A 16,517-nucleotide genomic window follows, 5' to 3' on the forward strand; every position below is an offset into this window, starting at 1 on the left:
CTTCAGTCCGCTATTTTTGCGGCACCGGCGCCCAGGCGCCCGTACTCACTGCTTCCGGCGCCGTGGTGCCGGCGTCGAACCGGTCCAGGCGGAAGGATTTCAGCACCGGAGAGGCGGTTCCGGTGAGGATCTCCTCGGCGAGGAGTTCGCCAAGGATCAGCCCGAGCGTTGCGCCCGAGTGAGTGAACACTGTGTGCAGTCCCGAAATTGCCGGCACCGGTCCTACTACGGGTTCGCCGTCGCCCGGAATGGGTTTCAGTCCTGCTCCTACTTTCTGCGCAGTCAGCCGCGGGTTACCGGCAAGGACCTTCGATGCTTCGTCGAGCAAGCCCTGGACGGACGCTTCGGGAACCGTGAGGGAACCGTCGTCCTCGACAATGATGGACTGCTCGGCCCAATCGGCATCGAGTACCAGGCGGCCGTCGGGTGTTGGCCGCACCGCCACGCGCGGGGTATTCAGCACGGTTTTTACTTCGAAGTCCACCGGATCCGTGAACAGCACGAACGCGGCAGGGGTGGCATCCGGAACCGTCACCCCCAAGGCTGCGAGTTGGGCAGGAACGTCTCCCCCGGTTGCCAGCACTACCTGGTCTGCTGCCAGCCGGGTTCCGTCGCCGAGTATGACGCCGGACGCGACGCCGTCCTGCACGTCCACCCTCACGTCACCTGCGTTCTCGATGACCTCAGCACCGTTGGCCACTGCCTGGGCAACCAGCGCCGGGATGAAGTCGGGCATGTTCACCCAGCCTTCTCCCGCGTTGTAGATGGCGCCTTCCTCGGCCACCGCCTCGACGTTCACGTCGGGTGCGACCCGCGACACGTCGTCGCGGTTGATCCAGACGGAGTCGTACCCCGTCGATCGTTCGAAGGCGAAGGTCTCGCGGAATGTCTCATCCGGTCCGGCCCACTTCATGGCGCCGTCAAACCTGATGTAGTCCCGGCTCTCGGGATGGTGCGCAGTCCAGGTGCGGTACCGGTCGATGGCAAGCATCCGCAGGTAGTGGTAGTCGGCGGACCGGGCGCCGGAAGAGTTCAACCACGCGATCGAGCGGCTTGAGGCCCCGCTTGCGAGGGACCCGGCGGTTACCAGCGTCACGTGGGCGCCACCCCTCGCGAGGTGCATGCTGGTTGATGCGCCGAGGATGCCGCCGCCGATGACGGCAACACGTTTTGCTGGGGCTGTGGAGGACATGGTTCTCCCTTTCTGGGTGTTTAGGACGATAGTGCGGGCAGGGCTGGAACAGCCTGCACCTGTGCTGCCCGGGCCTGCCTTAGGCGAAGGCGTGGACTTTTTCGATGATCCGAAGGACCTCAAGGGACTCGGCCGGATTGACGGGCAGGGCACCTTCGCCGCGAAGTGCGGCGGCCAGTTCTGTGTAGAACCGGGGGTAGGCGCCGGTTTCCGGCCGGACGGTGGTGGTGGCACCGTCGATGCCCAGGACCCCCCAAGCGTCCTGGGGCTCCACCCCGTACGAGGGATCCAAGGGGGACATACCCGCCGCGAGGGCAGGTTCCTGGTGATCCAGGCCCCACTTGGTGTAACCGGCCACGGAACCCAGGACATGGAAGCGCGGGCCCACCTGCGCCGCCATCCCGTTCATCCACAGACGGGACCGGACGCCGGATTCATGGAGCAGTGACACGAACGCTTCGGTATCCGCCGCGTCCGGGTGCGGTCCGTGGTTTGCCGTCTCACCATAGCTTTCCTGGACCGGCCCGAACAGCTGGACCGCCTGGTCGATCAGGTGGGCGCCGAGGTCGTGGAGGATTCCCCCGCCTTCCCCAAGTGACACGGTGTCGCGCCAGTTACCGAAGCCTTCCGGCCGCCACCATTCGAAGCGTGACTCGAAGCTGCGGACTTCGCCCAGCGCGCCTTCGGCGAGCAGCCTTCGGAGCGTCAGGAAGTCTGCGTCCCACCGGCGGTTTTGGAAGACCGTGAGCTGCACGCCAGCCTCGGCAGCGGCGGACACGAGCTCCTCCCCGTGGCCTGAGGCAGTGACGAACGGCTTGTCCACCACCACATGGAGCCCGTGCGCCATGGCGGTGGAGGCAAGGTCGAAATGGGTGAGCGGTGGTGTTCCGACGATTACCAGGTCCAGGTCGCCGGAGTGGGCGAACATGGCCTCCGGCGTTGGAACAATCCGGGCCTGGGGATAGAGCCTGGACGCAACGGCCGCGCGGGCCGGATCAGCCGTGACGATGATGTCCAGCGAGTAGGCAGGATCAGCTGCGATGAGCGGCGCGTGAAAGACTTTGCCCGAGACCCCGAACCCGACGACGGCAGTCCGGATGGGCGTGGTGGTCACCCGGCGCATCACAGGACTTCGGAGAGGAAGCGCTGGAGGCGCTCGCTCTTGGGGTTATCGAAGAGGTCGCCGGGGGTGCCGGCTTCGACGACTTCGCCTTCGTCCATAAAAACGACCTGGTCCGCGACCTTGCGGGCAAAGCCCATTTCGTGGGTGACCACGAGCATGGTCATTCCGCGGCGTCCCAGTCCTGCCATGAGGTTCAGCACACCCTTGACCAGTTCCGGGTCCAGTGCGCTGGTGGCCTCATCGAACAGCATGACTTCGGGTTCCATGGCCAAAGCGCGGGCGATGGCGACGCGCTGCTGCTGGCCGCCGGAGAGGTCCCGGGGGCGGTGGTCCGCGCGCTCGGCGAGACCCACTTCAGCCAGCCGGCGGCGTGCACGTTCGCGGGCCTCTGCCTTGGACATCTTCTTGACACTCCACAGGGCCAGGGCGACGTTCTCCAGTGCCGTGTGGTCCGGGAAGAGGTTGAAGTGCTGGAACACCATCCCGATCCGGGCCCGGAGGATGTCCGGGTTGACCTTCAGGGCGCTTTCGCCGGCCAGGAGCACGTCACCGCTTTTGGGTTCATGGAGGCGGTTGACGCCGCGGAGCAGGGTGGACTTGCCCGAACCGGACGGTCCGATGATGCAGGTGGTGGTTCCCGGCTTGACGGTGAGGTTGACGTTGCGCAGGACCTCGATGTCCCCGTACGCCATAGTGAGGTTCTTCAGCTCCAGGCTGGAACCGTGGAAGGTCTCAACGTCTGGTGCCGTGTTGCTGCGTGAGGTGTTGCTGGCGAGGCTCATGTGTTGCTCCCGGTAATCAGCGGCGAGGCCGCGTCGAGTTCTTTGACTTCCTTCAGGCCGCTCGTCGGTGCGGCGGGGCGGCGCCGGCCGGTGCGGAACCTGTTATCGAAATAGTTGACCAGGTGGGTCAGCGGCACGGTGATGACGAGGTAGAAGAGGCCTGCCATCACCAGCGGGGAGAGGTTGCCCGAGAGGACGGCGGCGTCCTGTCCCACACGGAAGAGTTCACGCTCGCTGACCAGCAAGCCCAGGAAGTAGACGAGGGAGGAGTCTTTGACGATGGCGATGAACTGGTTCACGAGGGCGGGCAGTACCCGGCGGATGCCTTGGGGAATGACCACCAGTGCCATGGACTTCGCGTAGCTCATGCCCAGGGCCCGGCAGGCCTCGCCCTGTCCTTTATCCACGCTCTGGATGCCGGCCCGGAAGATCTCGCCGACGTAGGCGCTGGCGATCAGGCTCAGGGCGATGATGCCCAGCGGGTACGGCGAGGGGCCGAAAACCGACTGGCTCAACCGGGCGAAGCCCTGGCCGATCAGCAGGATGGTCAGGATGGCCGGCAGGCCGCGGAACAGATCAGTGTAGATGCGGGCCGGGACACGCAGCCACCGTGACGGCGAGATGCCCATCACCGCGATCACCATGCCCAGGAAAACCCCCAGGATGGTTGCCGCGATGGAAATGATCAGCGTGTTCAGCAGCCCGACTGCGAGGAGCTGCGGAAAAACTTCGGCCATCGCCTTGAAGTCGAAAAAGGTGCGGATGATGGTGTTGAACCAGTCCATGGTTGCTCTCAGACGTAGTTAGCTTATGAATCCCGGGCGGACCGCGAACGGCGGTCCGCCCGGTTGGGTGCGGCCGGCTGGTGTCCGGCCGTGGTGGGTCAGGTGTTACTTGGCGGCGGTGGGGGCCGGTGTTGCGGTTTGCTCGGCTTTGGGCAGGTACTGCTCGGGCATCGGGGAGCCCGGGAACCACTTCTGGTACAGGGTCTTCCAGGTGCCGTCTTCCATGGCCTCGGCCAGGGCCTTGTTCAGGGCTTCCTTGAGGGCGGTCTTGTCCTTGGCGATGGCGAAACCGGCCGGTGCGTCGAAGGAGGGGATGTCGGCAACGCTGACCAGGCCGTGCTGCTCGGTGTAGTCCTTGGCCGCCTCGTAATCGAGGAAGTGGGCGTCGGCTGAGCCGCTGTTGACCGCTGCGATGGCTGAGTTGTTGTCCGGGAACCGGACCAGGCTGGCGGTGGGGAAGTTCTTGACTGCATAGGCTTCCTGCAGGGTTCCCTGGACGACGCCGAGGCGCTTTCCGTTCAGGCCGTCCACGCCCTTGATGCCGGAATCCTTGGTGGTCAGGACGGTGAGGTAGCCGGCGAGGTAGCCGTTGGAGAAGTCCACGGTTTCCTTGCGCTTGTCCGTGATACCGATCGCGGCGACACCGACGTCGAACTGTCCGTTGGCCACGGCGGGCAGGATTGCGGAGAAGTCCTGGCCGGTGAAGACCACGTTGTCTACCCCTGCCCGCTTGGCGACGTCTTTGAAGAGCTCAACATCAAAACCGGTGAAGTTACCCTGGGCGTCGGTGAAGGTGTAGGGCTTCGAATCACCCAGGCTGGCAACCCGGACGGTGCCAGGCTGGATCAGCCCGTACGGGTTGTCGGCCGTGGACTGGGCGGGCGTGGACCCGCCGCAGCCGGACAGTGCCACGAGTGCCGCGACGGCGGCCGCGACGATTGCCGCGGGGCGGAAGCTGAATCGTTTGTTCAAAGGTTTATCCAATCTTGGGAAGCAGGGCGGCCGTTCGGCCTTCGTTTATGACTATTGCTGAGTCCGGTCTCAGTCGGTAGGGTTGAGACCGGACTCACATCGGGGTTGGTAAAAATGTAACCCAAGCCACATCGGGCGTCAAGGCCCCATTTTGAAGGCAGAAATGAGCAGTAACACTTCCAGGCGCCGGGACGTTACAGTCGCGGATGTAGCCCGGGCGGCCAGTGTTTCCAAAGCGCAGGCTGCGCGGGCGCTGGGCAATTACGGTGCGGTGAGCGAGGATGTGCGCGAGCGTGTCCTGGCCGCAGCCGAGGAACTTTCCTACCGCCCCAATGAGCTGGCCCGAAGCATGAACACCGGCAAATCCCACACGATAGGCGTGGTGGTGGGCGACATTGAAAACCCCCATTTTGGCCTGGCCACCAGAGGTATCACCGACACCGCAAAAAAGAGCGGCTACAACGTTATCCTTGCCAATACCGACGAGGAGCGGGCCGCCGAGGTGGACGCCGTCCAGGTTCTGCTCGACAAGCGGGTGGACGGCCTCATTGTGGCCCCTGCGTCATCCACCGAAACAGACCATTTGCAGCGCGTTTACGAGTCAGGCCGCCCCTTGGTCCTGCTGGACCGGGCAGCCCGCGGACTCCCGGCGGAAGTCATCGCCGCAGACATGGCCGGCATCTCCTACGACGCCACGAAGTACCTGCTGGACTCCGGCCACCGCCGGATCGCCTTCATCTCCACCCTGAAAAATGCCTCGCCGTTCCTTGACGGGACCCAGCTGGATTCGTCACAGATTTCGGAGCGCCTGGAGGGCATGCTGCGGGCCTTTGCGGAGACCAAACTCCCGTTCCCCTACGACCTGGTACGGCTCAACGCGGGCGACGCAGACTCCATCCGCGATGCCACCCGTGAACTCCTCCTCCGGGCAGACCCGGCAACGGTCGTCGTGGCCTCAGATGGGCTGATCGCGCTCAGCGCCCTGGGCGCGATACAGGACCTGCAACTCTCGATCCCCAAGGACGTCTCGTTTCTTATGTACGACGACTTCGCCTGGGCCCGCCTCACTACGCCGCCCCTGACGGTTGTGGCCCAACCCGTCTACGACATGGGCGTGGCAGCCGCCACAGCTTTGATCAGGCAGATTGATGGAAGGAAAGCGTCCGGGACCGCGCCCGCCCTTCAAGCGCGGCTCATCAAGCGAGGGTCAGTGGGGCCGCCCCGCGAAGCATTCCAGCCTGCCCAGGCATACACGGCAGAAGGGCCGACGGCGGCACTCGGGTGAGTGCCGCCGTCGGCCCTTCGCCAGGGGAAACCGGGCAAAAAGGTGTGGCTGCAGCGGCTCAGGCCACTGTGGCGTCCACCGCCCGCGGTTCTGCTGCGGTTGCCGGCTGAGCAGTTCCCGACGGGGCAGTTCCCGACGACGGATGTGCTGCCACTGCCGCGGCGTGCTCGGCCAACACTCCCGTTTGGTGGCGGATCTTCAGCCGGTAGAGCAGGGCGCCGCCGCCGGTGACGGCGGCCACGAAGATCACCCCGCCCCACTGCAAGTACCATTCGAACGGCGGCACGGAGTTGTAGATTTCCGGCCGGGGCCACACCAGGTTCAGCGTCATGGCACCGCCCCACAGGACCGCGAGGATGTTCACCGGAAGCCCCCACTTGCCCAGGCTGAAGCCGGGCTCGGAGCCGTCGTCCGCCAGCGGCCACTTCTTTTGCAGCCGTTTGCGGAGCAGCGGGACGGTGACCAGCAGGTATGACAGGTAGATCAGGACGATGCTGATGCTGGACAGGATGGTGAAAATGGCCGGCTGCATCACATTGACCAGCAGCGGGATGACGGCAATCACGCCGATTACGATCGCGGCGATGGTGGGGGTCCTGCGGACCGGGTCCACTTTGCTGAGCTGCCGGCTGAACGGGAGGTTGTTGTCCCGGGCCATGGCGAACATCATGCGAATCGCGGCGGCGTGGACAGCGAGGGTGCAGACCACCACTGCCACCACGATGCATGCCAGGAAGGCCTTGCCGAAAGGCCCGCCCAGGACGGAGAGCACAATGTGCTGCAGGCCGCCGTCGGCAGCTCCCACCTTGGGATCGGCAAGGTCCGGGGCCGCAAGGATGCCGAAGAGCAGGATGAGGCCACCGAGCACGAAGGATGCTGTAATGGCACGGATGATGGCCTTGGGGGCGGTGCGCTTGGGATCCTTGGTCTCCTCGCCCAGGGAGCTTGCGGTGTCAAAGCCGTACATCACGTAACCGGACGCCATGGCGCCGATCAGGAAGACACCGAAGAAGCCAAGATCGTGGCCTTCGCCGAAGCCGGCGGTCTCAAAAAAGACCTCCGGTCCGCGCACCACGTGCCAGGCCAGCGCCAGGATGAGCAGCACCGCGGCCACCAGCTCCACGAAGACGCCAATGCTGTTGATCCTGGTCATGAGTTTCACGCCGAACGCGTTGATCAGGGTTGAGATGGTGATCATGATGGTCGCCAGCACCACCCCGTTCATCGCGAAGTCGTACGGGCCGGTGCCGTCGCCGACAAACTGGAAGCCGGACCAGAGCTGCGGCAGCGTGATCTGCAGGGCCAGCGCCACGGATCCCAACGCCATAATGGAGGACAGAAGCAGCAGCCAGCCGGCCAGCCAGGACGAGGTCCCGGAGGCAAGCCGCTTGGCCCAGTTGTACACCGAGCCGGCCACGGGGTAGCGGCCCGCCAGTTCGGCAAAACACAACGCCACCATCAGCTGGCCGGCGAAGACGAGGGGCCAGGACCACGCATACGCGGGGCCGGCCATGGAAAAACCAAAGTAGAACAGTTGAAAAACACCAGTGAGGATGGAGATGTAGCTGACCCCTGCCGCGAAGCTGGCAAACTTGCCGATGCTCCGGTCCAGGGTCTGCGTATAACCAAACTCGTCCATGCCGCTTGAATCAATACTCTTGCTGGGTTCCGCCATGTGGACTCCTAGATCAGAAAAGCACGATAGTGATGACCGGCCGGACGTGGCGCGAGGAAAAGGCTCGCCCTGCCGCCGGGACCCCGCCGCTCAGGCGAGGGACGCGGTGAGCTCCATTTCTTCGATGGCCATGGGTTCGCCGGACCTGCCGGCGCGGATGAGGTCCGCGCGGACCAAATCAGCACAGCGCTCGCCGATCATCATGACGGTGATGTTGGGATTGACGGTGACGTGTTCAGGCATCACCGAGGCGTCGGCAACACGCAGCCCCGTCACGCCCTTGACCCGCAGTTCGGGATCCAGCGGCGACATCTCGTCGTCCACCGGCCCCATGCGGACCGTGCCCACCGGGTGGTACACGGTGTTGTGGGTCTTGCGGATGTAGTCCCGCAGTTCCTCGTCGGTCTGGGCCTCGACGCCGGGAGACAGCTCGCGCCCGGCCCATTCGGCCATTGCCGGCTGGGCGGCGATTTCCCGGGCCTTGCGGATGCCGGCCACCATCACCCGCATGTCGTGCCCCTCGGGATCGGTGAAGTAGCGCGGGTCCACCATCGGCTTGTCCCGGAAATCGCGGCTGCGCAGCCGGACGGTGCCGCGGGAGCGGGCGTGCGTGACGTTCGGGGTGAGGCTGAAGCCGTTCTCCGTGGTGGGGTAGCCGTGCCGCAGGGTGTTCATGTCGAACGGGACCGAGCCGTAGTGCATCATCAGGTCCGGCCGGTCCAGGCCGTCCTCGGTGGGGGTGAAGATCCCGATCTCCCACCACTGGGTGGAGGTCTGCACCATCGGCTGTTTCGCCTCGAACTGCACCACGCCTTCCGGATGATCCTGCAGGTGCTCGCCCACGCCGGGGGAGTCCACCAGGACTTCGATGCCATGCTGCGCCAGGTGGGCCGCCGGGCCGATCCCGGAGAGCATCAGCAGCTTGGGCGAGTCGATGGCCCCGGTGGACAGGATGACCTCGCGGTGTGCGGAGAGCCGGTGGGTCCGGCCGAACGCCGAGTCCACCACGTCCACGCCGGTGCAGCGCTTGTCCGCATCGAACACCAGCTGGCGGGCGCGGAGGCCGGTCAGCAGGGTGAAGTTTTCCCTTTCAATGATCGGGTGGATGTAGGAAACCGAGCTTGAGGCGCGGGTGCCGTCCGCCTGGCGGTTGATCTGGAAGAAGTTGGCACCGTTGACCACCGTGGTTCCGGTGTTGAACTTCGCGCGGGGGATTCCGGCCTGCTCGCAGGCATCCAGAAGCGCGACGCCGGCAGGATCGGCCGGGGGCACGTTCATCAGGTGCACGGGGCCTGAGTCCCCGTGGTGGGGTGCGTCCGGGCCGGCGTCCTCGTTCGTTTCCAGCCGCTTGTACAGCGGCCAGACGGCGTCCGCATTCCAGCCGGCTGCGCCGTACTTGGATTCCCATTCGTCCAGGTCCTCCCGCGGGGCCCAGAAGGCGATGCAGGAGTTGTGGCTGGAGCAGCCGCCCATGACTTTGGCTCGGGCGTGGCGCATAAAGGAGTTGCCGTTCTCCTGCGGTTCCACCGGGTAGTCCCAGTCATACCCGGATTCCAGCAGCTCCATCCAGCGGTCCAGCTGCAGGATTTCCGGGATGTTGCGGTCATCCGGTCCCGCCTCCACCAGGGCCACGGTCACCTCCGGATCCTCGCTCAGCCGTGCTGCCACAGCCGCTCCGGCGGATCCGCCGCCGATCACCACGTAGTCGAACCCGCGCTCGCTGAGGTCCTCGATGTTGTCGAAGTGCATCTAGTTCTCCTTGCCGTGGTCAGCGAACCAGCCGGTCACCTGGGGGCTGGTGTTCTGGTAGATGTGCTTGGCTTCCTGGTATTCGGCCAAACCGGTGGGGCCGAGTTCGCGGCCGACGCCGGACTGGCCGAAGCCGCCCCACTCGGCCTGGGGGAGATAAGGGTGGTAGTCGTTGATCCAGATGGTGCCGTGCCGGAGCCGGCCTGCCACGCGCTGCGCCTTGCCGGCGTCCTGGGTCCAGACCGCGCCGGCCAGTCCGTAGATGGTGTCGTTGGCGGTGGCCACAGCCTCGTCCTCCGTGCGGAAGGTTTCGACGGTAACGACCGGGCCGAACGCCTCATCGATGACCACGGACATACCCTTTTGGACGCGGTCCAGGACGGTGGGCTGGTAGTAGAAACCGCCGTCGAACTTCTCTCCGGAAGGTGCCGCGCCGCCGCACCGCAGCCGCGCCCCCTCCTCGATGCCGCGCTGGACATAGGTGTGGACTTTCTCCCGGTGGGCTGCGGAGATCAACGGGCCGGTTTCGGCCAAGTCATCGAACGGGCCGCCCAGGCGGATGTCCTGCGCGCGGCGGACCAGTTCGTCGACGAAGCGTTCGGCGATGGATTCCTCCACCACCAGCCGTGCCCCCGCCGAGCAGACCTGGCCGGAGTGGACGAAGGCCCCGTTCAGGGCGTTGTCGACGGCGGCGTCAAAGTCCGCGTCCGCGAACACGACGTTGGGGTTCTTGCCGCCCAGTTCCAGCGCCACCTTTTTGACGGTTCCGGCGGCGGCCGCGGCGATGCGCTTGCCGGTTTCCAGGCCGCCGGTGAAGGAGACGAGGTCGACGTCGGGGTGTTCCGAGAGCGGTGCGCCCGCCTCGGCACCGGGCCCGGTCACGAGGTTGGCGACGCCGTCCGGCAGGCCGAGATCCTGCAGCAGCTGCATGGCCAGGATGGCGGTGGAGGGGGTCAGCTCAGAGGGCTTAAGGACAAACGTGCAGCCGGCGGCCAGTGCGGGCGCGATCTTCCACGCCGCCTGCAGCAGGGGATAGTTCCATGGAGTGATCAGGCCGCAGACCCCCACCGGTTCGTAGACGATCTTGCTGGCGACGTCAGGGTTCCCGGCATCGACCACACGTCCGGACTGCTGTCCAGCGAGCCTGCCGAAGTACTCGAAGCAGGCAGCAATATCGTCCATGTCGATGCGGCTTTCGATGATCCGCTTGCCGGTGTCCAGCGATTCGGCGCGGGCGAACTTTTCCCGGCGTTCGCGAAGTTCGGCTGCGACTTTGAGCAGGAAGGTGCCCCGCTCGGGAGCCGGGACGCTGGACCAGACACCTGAGTCGAAGGCGGCCCGGGCTGCTGCGATGGCCCGCTCGGCGTCTTCCCGGCCGGCCTCGGATACCGTGGCGGCCAGCTCGCCGTCGGCAGGGTTGTGGATGTGGCGCACGGCGCCTGACGCTGCCGGCTCCCAGGAGCCGTTGATGAACAGGGTGGATGCTGTCACGTCCGGAGACGGTGTGGCGTAAGTCATACGCAGGACAGTAATGGAAGTTGAACGAGTGTTCAATAGTAATTTGAACACTCGTTCAAATATTACCGTTGCTGATTGCGGCACCGGCTGCCGCGGTGCTTAGCGTTCCTGGACGGCGTCCTCGCTGGGCTTATTGCCGCCACTATTGTCCTGGTAGGGCGCGAAGGCGATCTCCTCGGTGCGGAGGATGCTCCGTTCGATGGACTCCTGGTCCACGCCCAGAAGCGAGGTCAGCCACATGCCGTTTTGTATCACCACGATGTCCGAGGCCCGCGCCCGGCATTCCTCCCACGGCATCCCCGACTGGGCTTCAGAGACCAGCGCCGCAAGCCCGTCGATGTACCGGTCAAAAGCGGCAGCATTGATCTGCGCGTAGTCCTCGTCTGCCTGCGCGAGGGCCCACAAATGCAGGCGCAGGGACAGGTGCCGTGTGGTCAGCAGGTCGGCGGCCGCCACCCGGCGCAGTGCCTTGCGGAGTTGCTCATCCGCGGGAATGGACGGGTCCTGTGCCACCAGCAGAAGGTCGTGTTCGTCCACGCGGCGCAGGGCGGCCCGGATCAGGCTTGTTTTATCGTCGTAGTAGTAGTTCACCAGGCCCAGCGCGACGCCGGCCTCCCGGGCCACCGCGCGCATGCTTACGCCGGAGATGCCGTGGCGGGACAACAGGTCCAGTGCAGCTTCAAGAATGCGCGACTGCCTGTCGATTTGTTCGCCGTTGACCGTGTTTGTCCCCATCTGGCCAGACTATTGCCAAACCGGTGCAGGTGCACTTTGGCCGCTGCCAGGCCGCATCTGTCAGACAACTTGGTGACCTTTCATTACTTCCGAATGATGTTGTGCATGTCACATGTAATTGCTTCCGGACGGCGTACCGCCCAACCTTGCATCACATCTTTTTTAAGCGCTTGTCAGAGCGTGCCCAACGAAGGAGCACCACCTATGACTGACGTTCTTTGGTTTTCGGACCTCGGCCTGTCCGACCTCGACCAGGTCGGCGGCAAAAACGCCTCGCTCGGCGAAATGGTCCGGGGCCTCGCCTCGGCGGGGGTCAAAGTGCCGGACGGTTTCGCCACCACCGCTGACGCCTACCGGCGTTTCCTGAGCGGCTCGGGCCTGGACACCCGGATCGAAGACATCCTTGAGGGCCTGGACAGCGGCGACGTGGCCGCCCTGGCCCTGGCCGGGAAACAGATCCGGGACCTGATCCGCAGCACCCCGTTTCCGGACGGTTTCGAGGAGCAGATCCGTACCGCTTACACCCGCCTGACGGACCAGCACGCGGGGGACGTGTCCTGGGCGGTGCGTTCCAGTGCCACGGCAGAGGACCTTCCTGACGCTTCCTTCGCGGGGCAGCAGGAGACGTTCCTGAACATCCGGGGCGTGGAGAACATCCTGCTCGCCATTAAGGATGTTTTTGCCTCTCTCTACAACGACCGCGCCATCGCCTACCGGGTGCACCACGGGTTCACCCATTCCGAGGTGGCACTCTCGGCCGGCGTGCAGCGTATGGTCCGCTCCGACGTCGGCGCCTCCGGGGTGATGTTCACCATGGACACCGAAACGGGCTTCAACGACGCCGTCTTCATCACCTCGTCCTACGGACTGGGGGAGGCTGTGGTGCAGGGTGCCGTTAACCCTGACGAGTTCTACGTCTACAAGCCGGCCCTGGCCGCCGGACGCCCGGCAGTCCTGAAGCGCGGCCTGGGCGAAAAAGCAGTCCAGATGACCTACACAGAGTCCCGCGAGGTGGGCAGGACCGTGGACTTCGTGCCCGTGCCGCAGGACCTTCGCCGCCGTTTCAGCCTGACGGATGAAGAAGTGGAGCAGCTTGCCCGCCACGCGGTGGCCATCGAGGCGCACTACGGCCGTCCCATGGACATTGAGTGGGGCAAGGACGGGGTGGACGGCGAGCTGTACATCCTTCAGGCCCGTCCCGAGACTGTTGAGTCGCGTAAGGCCACGGGCACCATCTCCCGGTACACGCTGAACGAGCGCTCCGCAGTCCTGGTGGAAGGCCGGGCCATCGGCCAGCGTATCGGCGCCGGGCAGGTGCGGGTCCTCACCTCGATCGACCAGATGGCCTCGTTCCAGGCCGGCGACGTCCTGGTGGCCAATATGACGGACCCGGACTGGGAACCGATCATGAAGAAGGCCGCCGCCATCGTCACGGACCGTGGCGGGCGCACGTGCCATGCGGCCATTATTGCCCGCGAGCTTGGCATCCCGGCCGTCGTCGGAACCGGCAACGCTTCCAGGGTGCTGGCGGACGGCGTCCCGGTCACTGTTTCGTGCGCCGAGGGCGAGGCCGGCCTGGTCTACGAGGGCCTGCTGGACTACACCCTGAACGAGACCAGCCTGGACACCATGCCGCCGGCGCCGGTGAAGATCATGATGAACGTGGGCACCCCCGAGCAGGCCTTCAGCTTCGCCCGGCTTCCGCACCACGGTGTGGGCCTGGCCCGCCTCGAATTCATCATCAACCGCCAGATCGGCATCCACCCCAACGCCCTGCTGGCGGTGGCGGGAGAAATCGAACGCCCCGCCTCGCTCTCGGACTACACCGTGCGGGAAATCCGCGAGAAGACGGCAGCGTACGACGGACCCCGGGATTACTACGTCCGGCGCCTGGCCGAGGGCATCTCCACGATCGCTGCGGCCTTTGCACCGGAACCGGTGATCATCCGGATGTCGGACTTCAAGTCCAACGAGTACGCCAACCTGCTGGGCGGCCCGGCGTTCGAACCGGCCGAGGAAAACCCCATGATCGGCTACCGCGGGGCCTCCCGGTACCTCTCGGACTCGTTCCGGCGGGCTTTCGAACTTGAATGCGAAGCCCTGAAATTCGTGCGCAGCGAGATGGGCCTGTCCAACATCAAGATCATGGTCCCGTTCGTGCGCACCCTGGCCGAGGCCCGCGGCGTGACCGAGCTGCTGGCCGCCAACGGGCTGCGCCGGGGTGAGGACGGCCTGGAGATCGTGATGATGTGCGAGCTTCCCTCAAACGCCCTGCTCGCCGATGAGTTCCTCGAGTACTTTGATGGTTTCTCGATCGGTTCCAACGACCTGACCCAGCTGACGCTGGGCCTTGACCGTGATTCCGCGCTGGTGGCCGAAGGCTTCGATGAACGTGATCCCGCGGTCACGAAGCTCCTGGAGATGGCCATTGCGGCCTGCCGGGCCAAGGGCAAGTACGTCGGAATCTGCGGGCAGGGCCCCAGCGACCACCCGGACTTTGCCGAGTGGCTCCTGGAACAGGGCATCAGCTCCATCTCGTTGAACCCCGATGCCGTGACGGACACCTGGCTGCGCCTGGCCCGCACCCGCTCCGCGGTCTGAGTGGCCGACGTCCACCGGATGGATACCGTGGGGGCGGACAGCTCGTCCGCCCCCACGGTGTTCTTCCTTTCTGACAGCACCGGTATCACCGCCGAAACCCTGGGCAATACTCTGCTCACGCAATTTCCCGGCCGGCGCCTCGAGCGCCGGACGATTCCCTTTATCACCTCTGTGCAGCAGGCGCACGAGGTGGTCGCCGTCATCGACCAGCTGGCCGCGGAAGGGCCGCGGCCGATCATCTTCTCCACCACCGTAGGCAACGACATCCGGGCCGTCCTGTCCCAAAGCCGGGGGCACTTCTTCGACCTGTTCGGTGCGCACATCGGCCGGCTGGAACAGGCCCTGGATGCCTCCGCGAGCGGACAGCCGGGCCAGGCCCATGGCGTGGGTGACGCGGCCCGCTACCAGTCGCGCATGGCCGCCGTTGAATACGCCATCGAGCACGACGACGGCCAGTCGCTACGTGCACTGGAGCGCGCCGAACTGATCCTCATCGCCCCGTCACGCTGCGGCAAGACCCCCACCACCATGTACCTGGCCCTGCAGCACGGCATCCTCGCGGCCAACTTCCCCTTGGTGGAGGAGGACTTCGCCAGCATGTCCCTGCCCAAACCGTTGCAGCCGTTCGCGGACAAGTGCTTCGGACTCACCTCCCTGCCCGTCCGGTTGAGCCAGATCCGCCAGGAGCGCAGGCCCGGCAGTGACTATGCGTCGCTGGGCCAGTGCACCTTCGAGCTGCGCAACGCCGAGGACATGTACCGGGTCAACCAGGTGCCGTACGTGAATTCCGCCTCGATGTCCGTCGAAGAAATCTCTGCCACCGTTCTCCAGCGCATGCAGCTGCACCATTGAGCATGTGCCACCACGAAGGATCCCCGCCCTGTCGGGGCAGGGCGGGGACCCGTTCGTCGGCAGGTCCTTTTACTTCTTGGGCAGGCCCGCCGGGTTCAGCTCGGACTTCTGGATCGCCTCGGATGACAGGCCCCAGCGGTCCAGGATCCTGGCGTAGGTGCCGTTTTCGATCAGTTCGTTCAGTGCGGCCTGGGCCGCGACGGCCAGGCCGTTGTCCTTTTTTGTAGTGAAGGCGATCTGCGCGGTCAAGGGCCAGCCGCCGTTGAGGGTGCCCACCTGCTTGCTCTTGCCATCCAGCGCGGCCTTGTAGGCGGACCCGGCATTGGGCGCGAACGTGAGGTCCGCACGGCCGGACTGCAGGGCCAGCGTGGAGGCGGAGTCGTCGTCGTAGTACTGGAACTCGACCGGCTTCAGGCCGTTCTTTTTGTTCTCCTCGTCCCAGCGCACCAGGATGGCTTCCTGGTTAGTGCCGGAGCCAACAATGACGCGCTTGCCCGCAACATCCTTGGCCTCCTTGACCTCGCCGATGTCCGAACCGCTCTTCGCGTAGAAGCCCAGCAGGTCGTTCCGGTAGGTGGCGAAATCGAACTTCTCCTTCCGCGCTTCGGTGACGGTCACGTTGGACAGCACGGCTTCGTACTTCGCGGACTCAATCCCCAACGGCCAGTCAGCCCAGGCCACGGGAAGGACTTCGACCTGCAGGCCCAGTGTCTCGCCCACCGCGTAGGCTATGTCCACCTCGCTGCCAATCAGGGTCGTGTTGTCCGTGGCAAAGGTGCTCAGCGGGGCGGTGCCGCCGGTGCTGACCACAGTCAGTTTGCCGTCGGCCTTGATGGCCTCGGGGACCAGTGCGGCGGCTTCAGCGTCCACGGAAACCTGGAAGCGGTCCTGCTCAGGGGACAGGTTGAAGGTCTTGCCGGCCGCTGCGGCGGAGGATTCCGACGTCGGTGCTGTCGCCGCCGTCGCACCCGGATCGGCGCACGCTGCCACCCCGAGCAGCGCGGTGAGGGTGAGGGCCACGGCAGCAGCCGGTTTCGCCTTGGTGATGGCCATTGTTCCTCCTTGGAGGTAGGTCTTTGTTGCAACGGATGGTGTTCGCTGCAGCAACTATCCGGCAACGCGGGCGGGCGAATCAAAGGCTCTGAAACCCGGAGATACGGGGAGTAACTGCAGGTCACGGGAGGACCGCGGCGGTCATATTTGCAACGCCCGAACTCGGCAAGTCCAAGTAGTGCTGGGCGAGTGCGG

Annotated in this window: 13 protein-coding genes; 3 read left to right on the forward strand and 10 right to left on the reverse strand. The window is 65.3% G+C overall.

Annotated elements, in window-relative coordinates; genetic code table 11:
- Nucleotides 1-10: 10 nt before the first annotated feature.
- The 5 genes from ARTSIC4J27_RS00170 to ARTSIC4J27_RS00190 all read right to left on the reverse strand — a co-directional run bounded on the left by ARTSIC4J27_RS00170 (nucleotide 11) and on the right by ARTSIC4J27_RS00190 (nucleotide 4,854).
- Nucleotides 11-1,192, reverse strand: coding sequence for an NAD(P)/FAD-dependent oxidoreductase (locus ARTSIC4J27_RS00170; RefSeq protein WP_050053192.1), 1,182 nt, complete (start codon nucleotides 1,190-1,192; stop codon nucleotides 11-13).
- A 79-nt stretch (nucleotides 1,193-1,271) separates the two neighbouring features.
- On the reverse strand, nucleotides 1,272-2,315 hold the full coding sequence (locus ARTSIC4J27_RS00175) for a Gfo/Idh/MocA family protein (protein WP_050053193.1): 1,044 nt from the start codon (nucleotides 2,313-2,315) through the stop codon (nucleotides 1,272-1,274).
- Nucleotides 2,315-3,097 carry an amino acid ABC transporter ATP-binding protein gene (locus tag ARTSIC4J27_RS00180; protein ID WP_050053194.1) on the reverse strand — a complete coding sequence of 261 codons (783 nt, stop codon included), beginning with the start codon at nucleotides 3,095-3,097 and terminating at the stop codon, nucleotides 2,315-2,317. The genes ARTSIC4J27_RS00175 and ARTSIC4J27_RS00180 overlap by 1 nt, the downstream gene beginning before the upstream one ends.
- Nucleotides 3,094-3,882 carry an amino acid ABC transporter permease gene (locus ARTSIC4J27_RS00185; RefSeq protein ID WP_050053195.1) on the reverse strand — a complete coding sequence of 263 codons (789 nt, stop codon included), beginning with the start codon at nucleotides 3,880-3,882 and terminating at the stop codon, nucleotides 3,094-3,096. Before ARTSIC4J27_RS00185 ends, ARTSIC4J27_RS00180 begins: the two co-directional genes overlap by 4 nt.
- 105 nt (nucleotides 3,883-3,987) lie before the next feature.
- Complete coding sequence (locus ARTSIC4J27_RS00190; protein WP_050053196.1) at nucleotides 3,988-4,854, reverse strand: ABC transporter substrate-binding protein; 867 nt, start codon at nucleotides 4,852-4,854, stop codon at nucleotides 3,988-3,990.
- 163 nt (nucleotides 4,855-5,017) lie between these two features.
- On the opposite strand from ARTSIC4J27_RS00190, the gene ARTSIC4J27_RS00195 reads away from it, so the two are divergent.
- Nucleotides 5,018-6,139 (forward strand): LacI family DNA-binding transcriptional regulator, encoded by a 1,122-nt coding sequence (locus ARTSIC4J27_RS00195; RefSeq protein WP_050053197.1) that lies wholly within the window; start codon nucleotides 5,018-5,020, stop codon nucleotides 6,137-6,139.
- A gap of 58 nt (nucleotides 6,140-6,197) precedes the next feature.
- Here the strand turns inward: ARTSIC4J27_RS00195 and ARTSIC4J27_RS00200 are convergent, their stop codons facing one another.
- The 4 genes from ARTSIC4J27_RS00200 to ARTSIC4J27_RS00215 all read right to left on the reverse strand — a co-directional run bounded on the left by ARTSIC4J27_RS00200 (nucleotide 6,198) and on the right by ARTSIC4J27_RS00215 (nucleotide 11,816).
- Entirely contained in the window at nucleotides 6,198-7,814 is a 1,617-nt protein-coding gene (locus ARTSIC4J27_RS00200; protein ID WP_050053198.1) for an APC family permease, read from the reverse strand.
- A 90-nt stretch (nucleotides 7,815-7,904) separates the two neighbouring features.
- On the reverse strand, nucleotides 7,905-9,563 hold the full coding sequence (locus ARTSIC4J27_RS00205) for a GMC family oxidoreductase (RefSeq protein WP_050053199.1): 1,659 nt from the start codon (nucleotides 9,561-9,563) through the stop codon (nucleotides 7,905-7,907).
- Nucleotides 9,564-11,081: an aldehyde dehydrogenase family protein gene (locus ARTSIC4J27_RS00210; protein WP_050053200.1), complete on the reverse strand. Its 1,518-nt coding sequence runs from the start codon at nucleotides 11,079-11,081 to the stop codon at nucleotides 9,564-9,566.
- A gap of 99 nt (nucleotides 11,082-11,180) precedes the next feature.
- Nucleotides 11,181-11,816, reverse strand: coding sequence for a TetR/AcrR family transcriptional regulator (locus ARTSIC4J27_RS00215; protein WP_050053201.1), 636 nt, complete (start codon nucleotides 11,814-11,816; stop codon nucleotides 11,181-11,183).
- Between the two features lie 204 nt (nucleotides 11,817-12,020).
- Here ARTSIC4J27_RS00215 and ppsA point away from each other — a divergent pair, with 204 nt between their 5' ends.
- Complete coding sequence (gene ppsA / locus ARTSIC4J27_RS00220; RefSeq protein ID WP_050053202.1) at nucleotides 12,021-14,417, forward strand: phosphoenolpyruvate synthase; 2,397 nt, start codon at nucleotides 12,021-12,023, stop codon at nucleotides 14,415-14,417.
- 18 nt (nucleotides 14,418-14,435) lie between these two features.
- Nucleotides 14,436-15,269 (forward strand): pyruvate, water dikinase regulatory protein, encoded by an 834-nt coding sequence (locus tag ARTSIC4J27_RS00225; RefSeq protein ID WP_050053247.1) that lies wholly within the window; start codon nucleotides 14,436-14,438, stop codon nucleotides 15,267-15,269.
- A 69-nt stretch (nucleotides 15,270-15,338) separates the two neighbouring features.
- Here ARTSIC4J27_RS00225 and ARTSIC4J27_RS00230 read toward each other — a convergent pair whose 3' ends face one another.
- On the reverse strand, nucleotides 15,339-16,322 hold the full coding sequence (locus ARTSIC4J27_RS00230) for an ABC transporter substrate-binding protein (protein WP_050053203.1): 984 nt from the start codon (nucleotides 16,320-16,322) through the stop codon (nucleotides 15,339-15,341).
- Nucleotides 16,323-16,517: the final 195 nt, after the last annotated feature.

The organism is Pseudarthrobacter siccitolerans, assembly GCF_001046895.1.
Taxonomy (GTDB): domain Bacteria; phylum Actinomycetota; class Actinomycetes; order Actinomycetales; family Micrococcaceae; genus Arthrobacter; species Arthrobacter siccitolerans.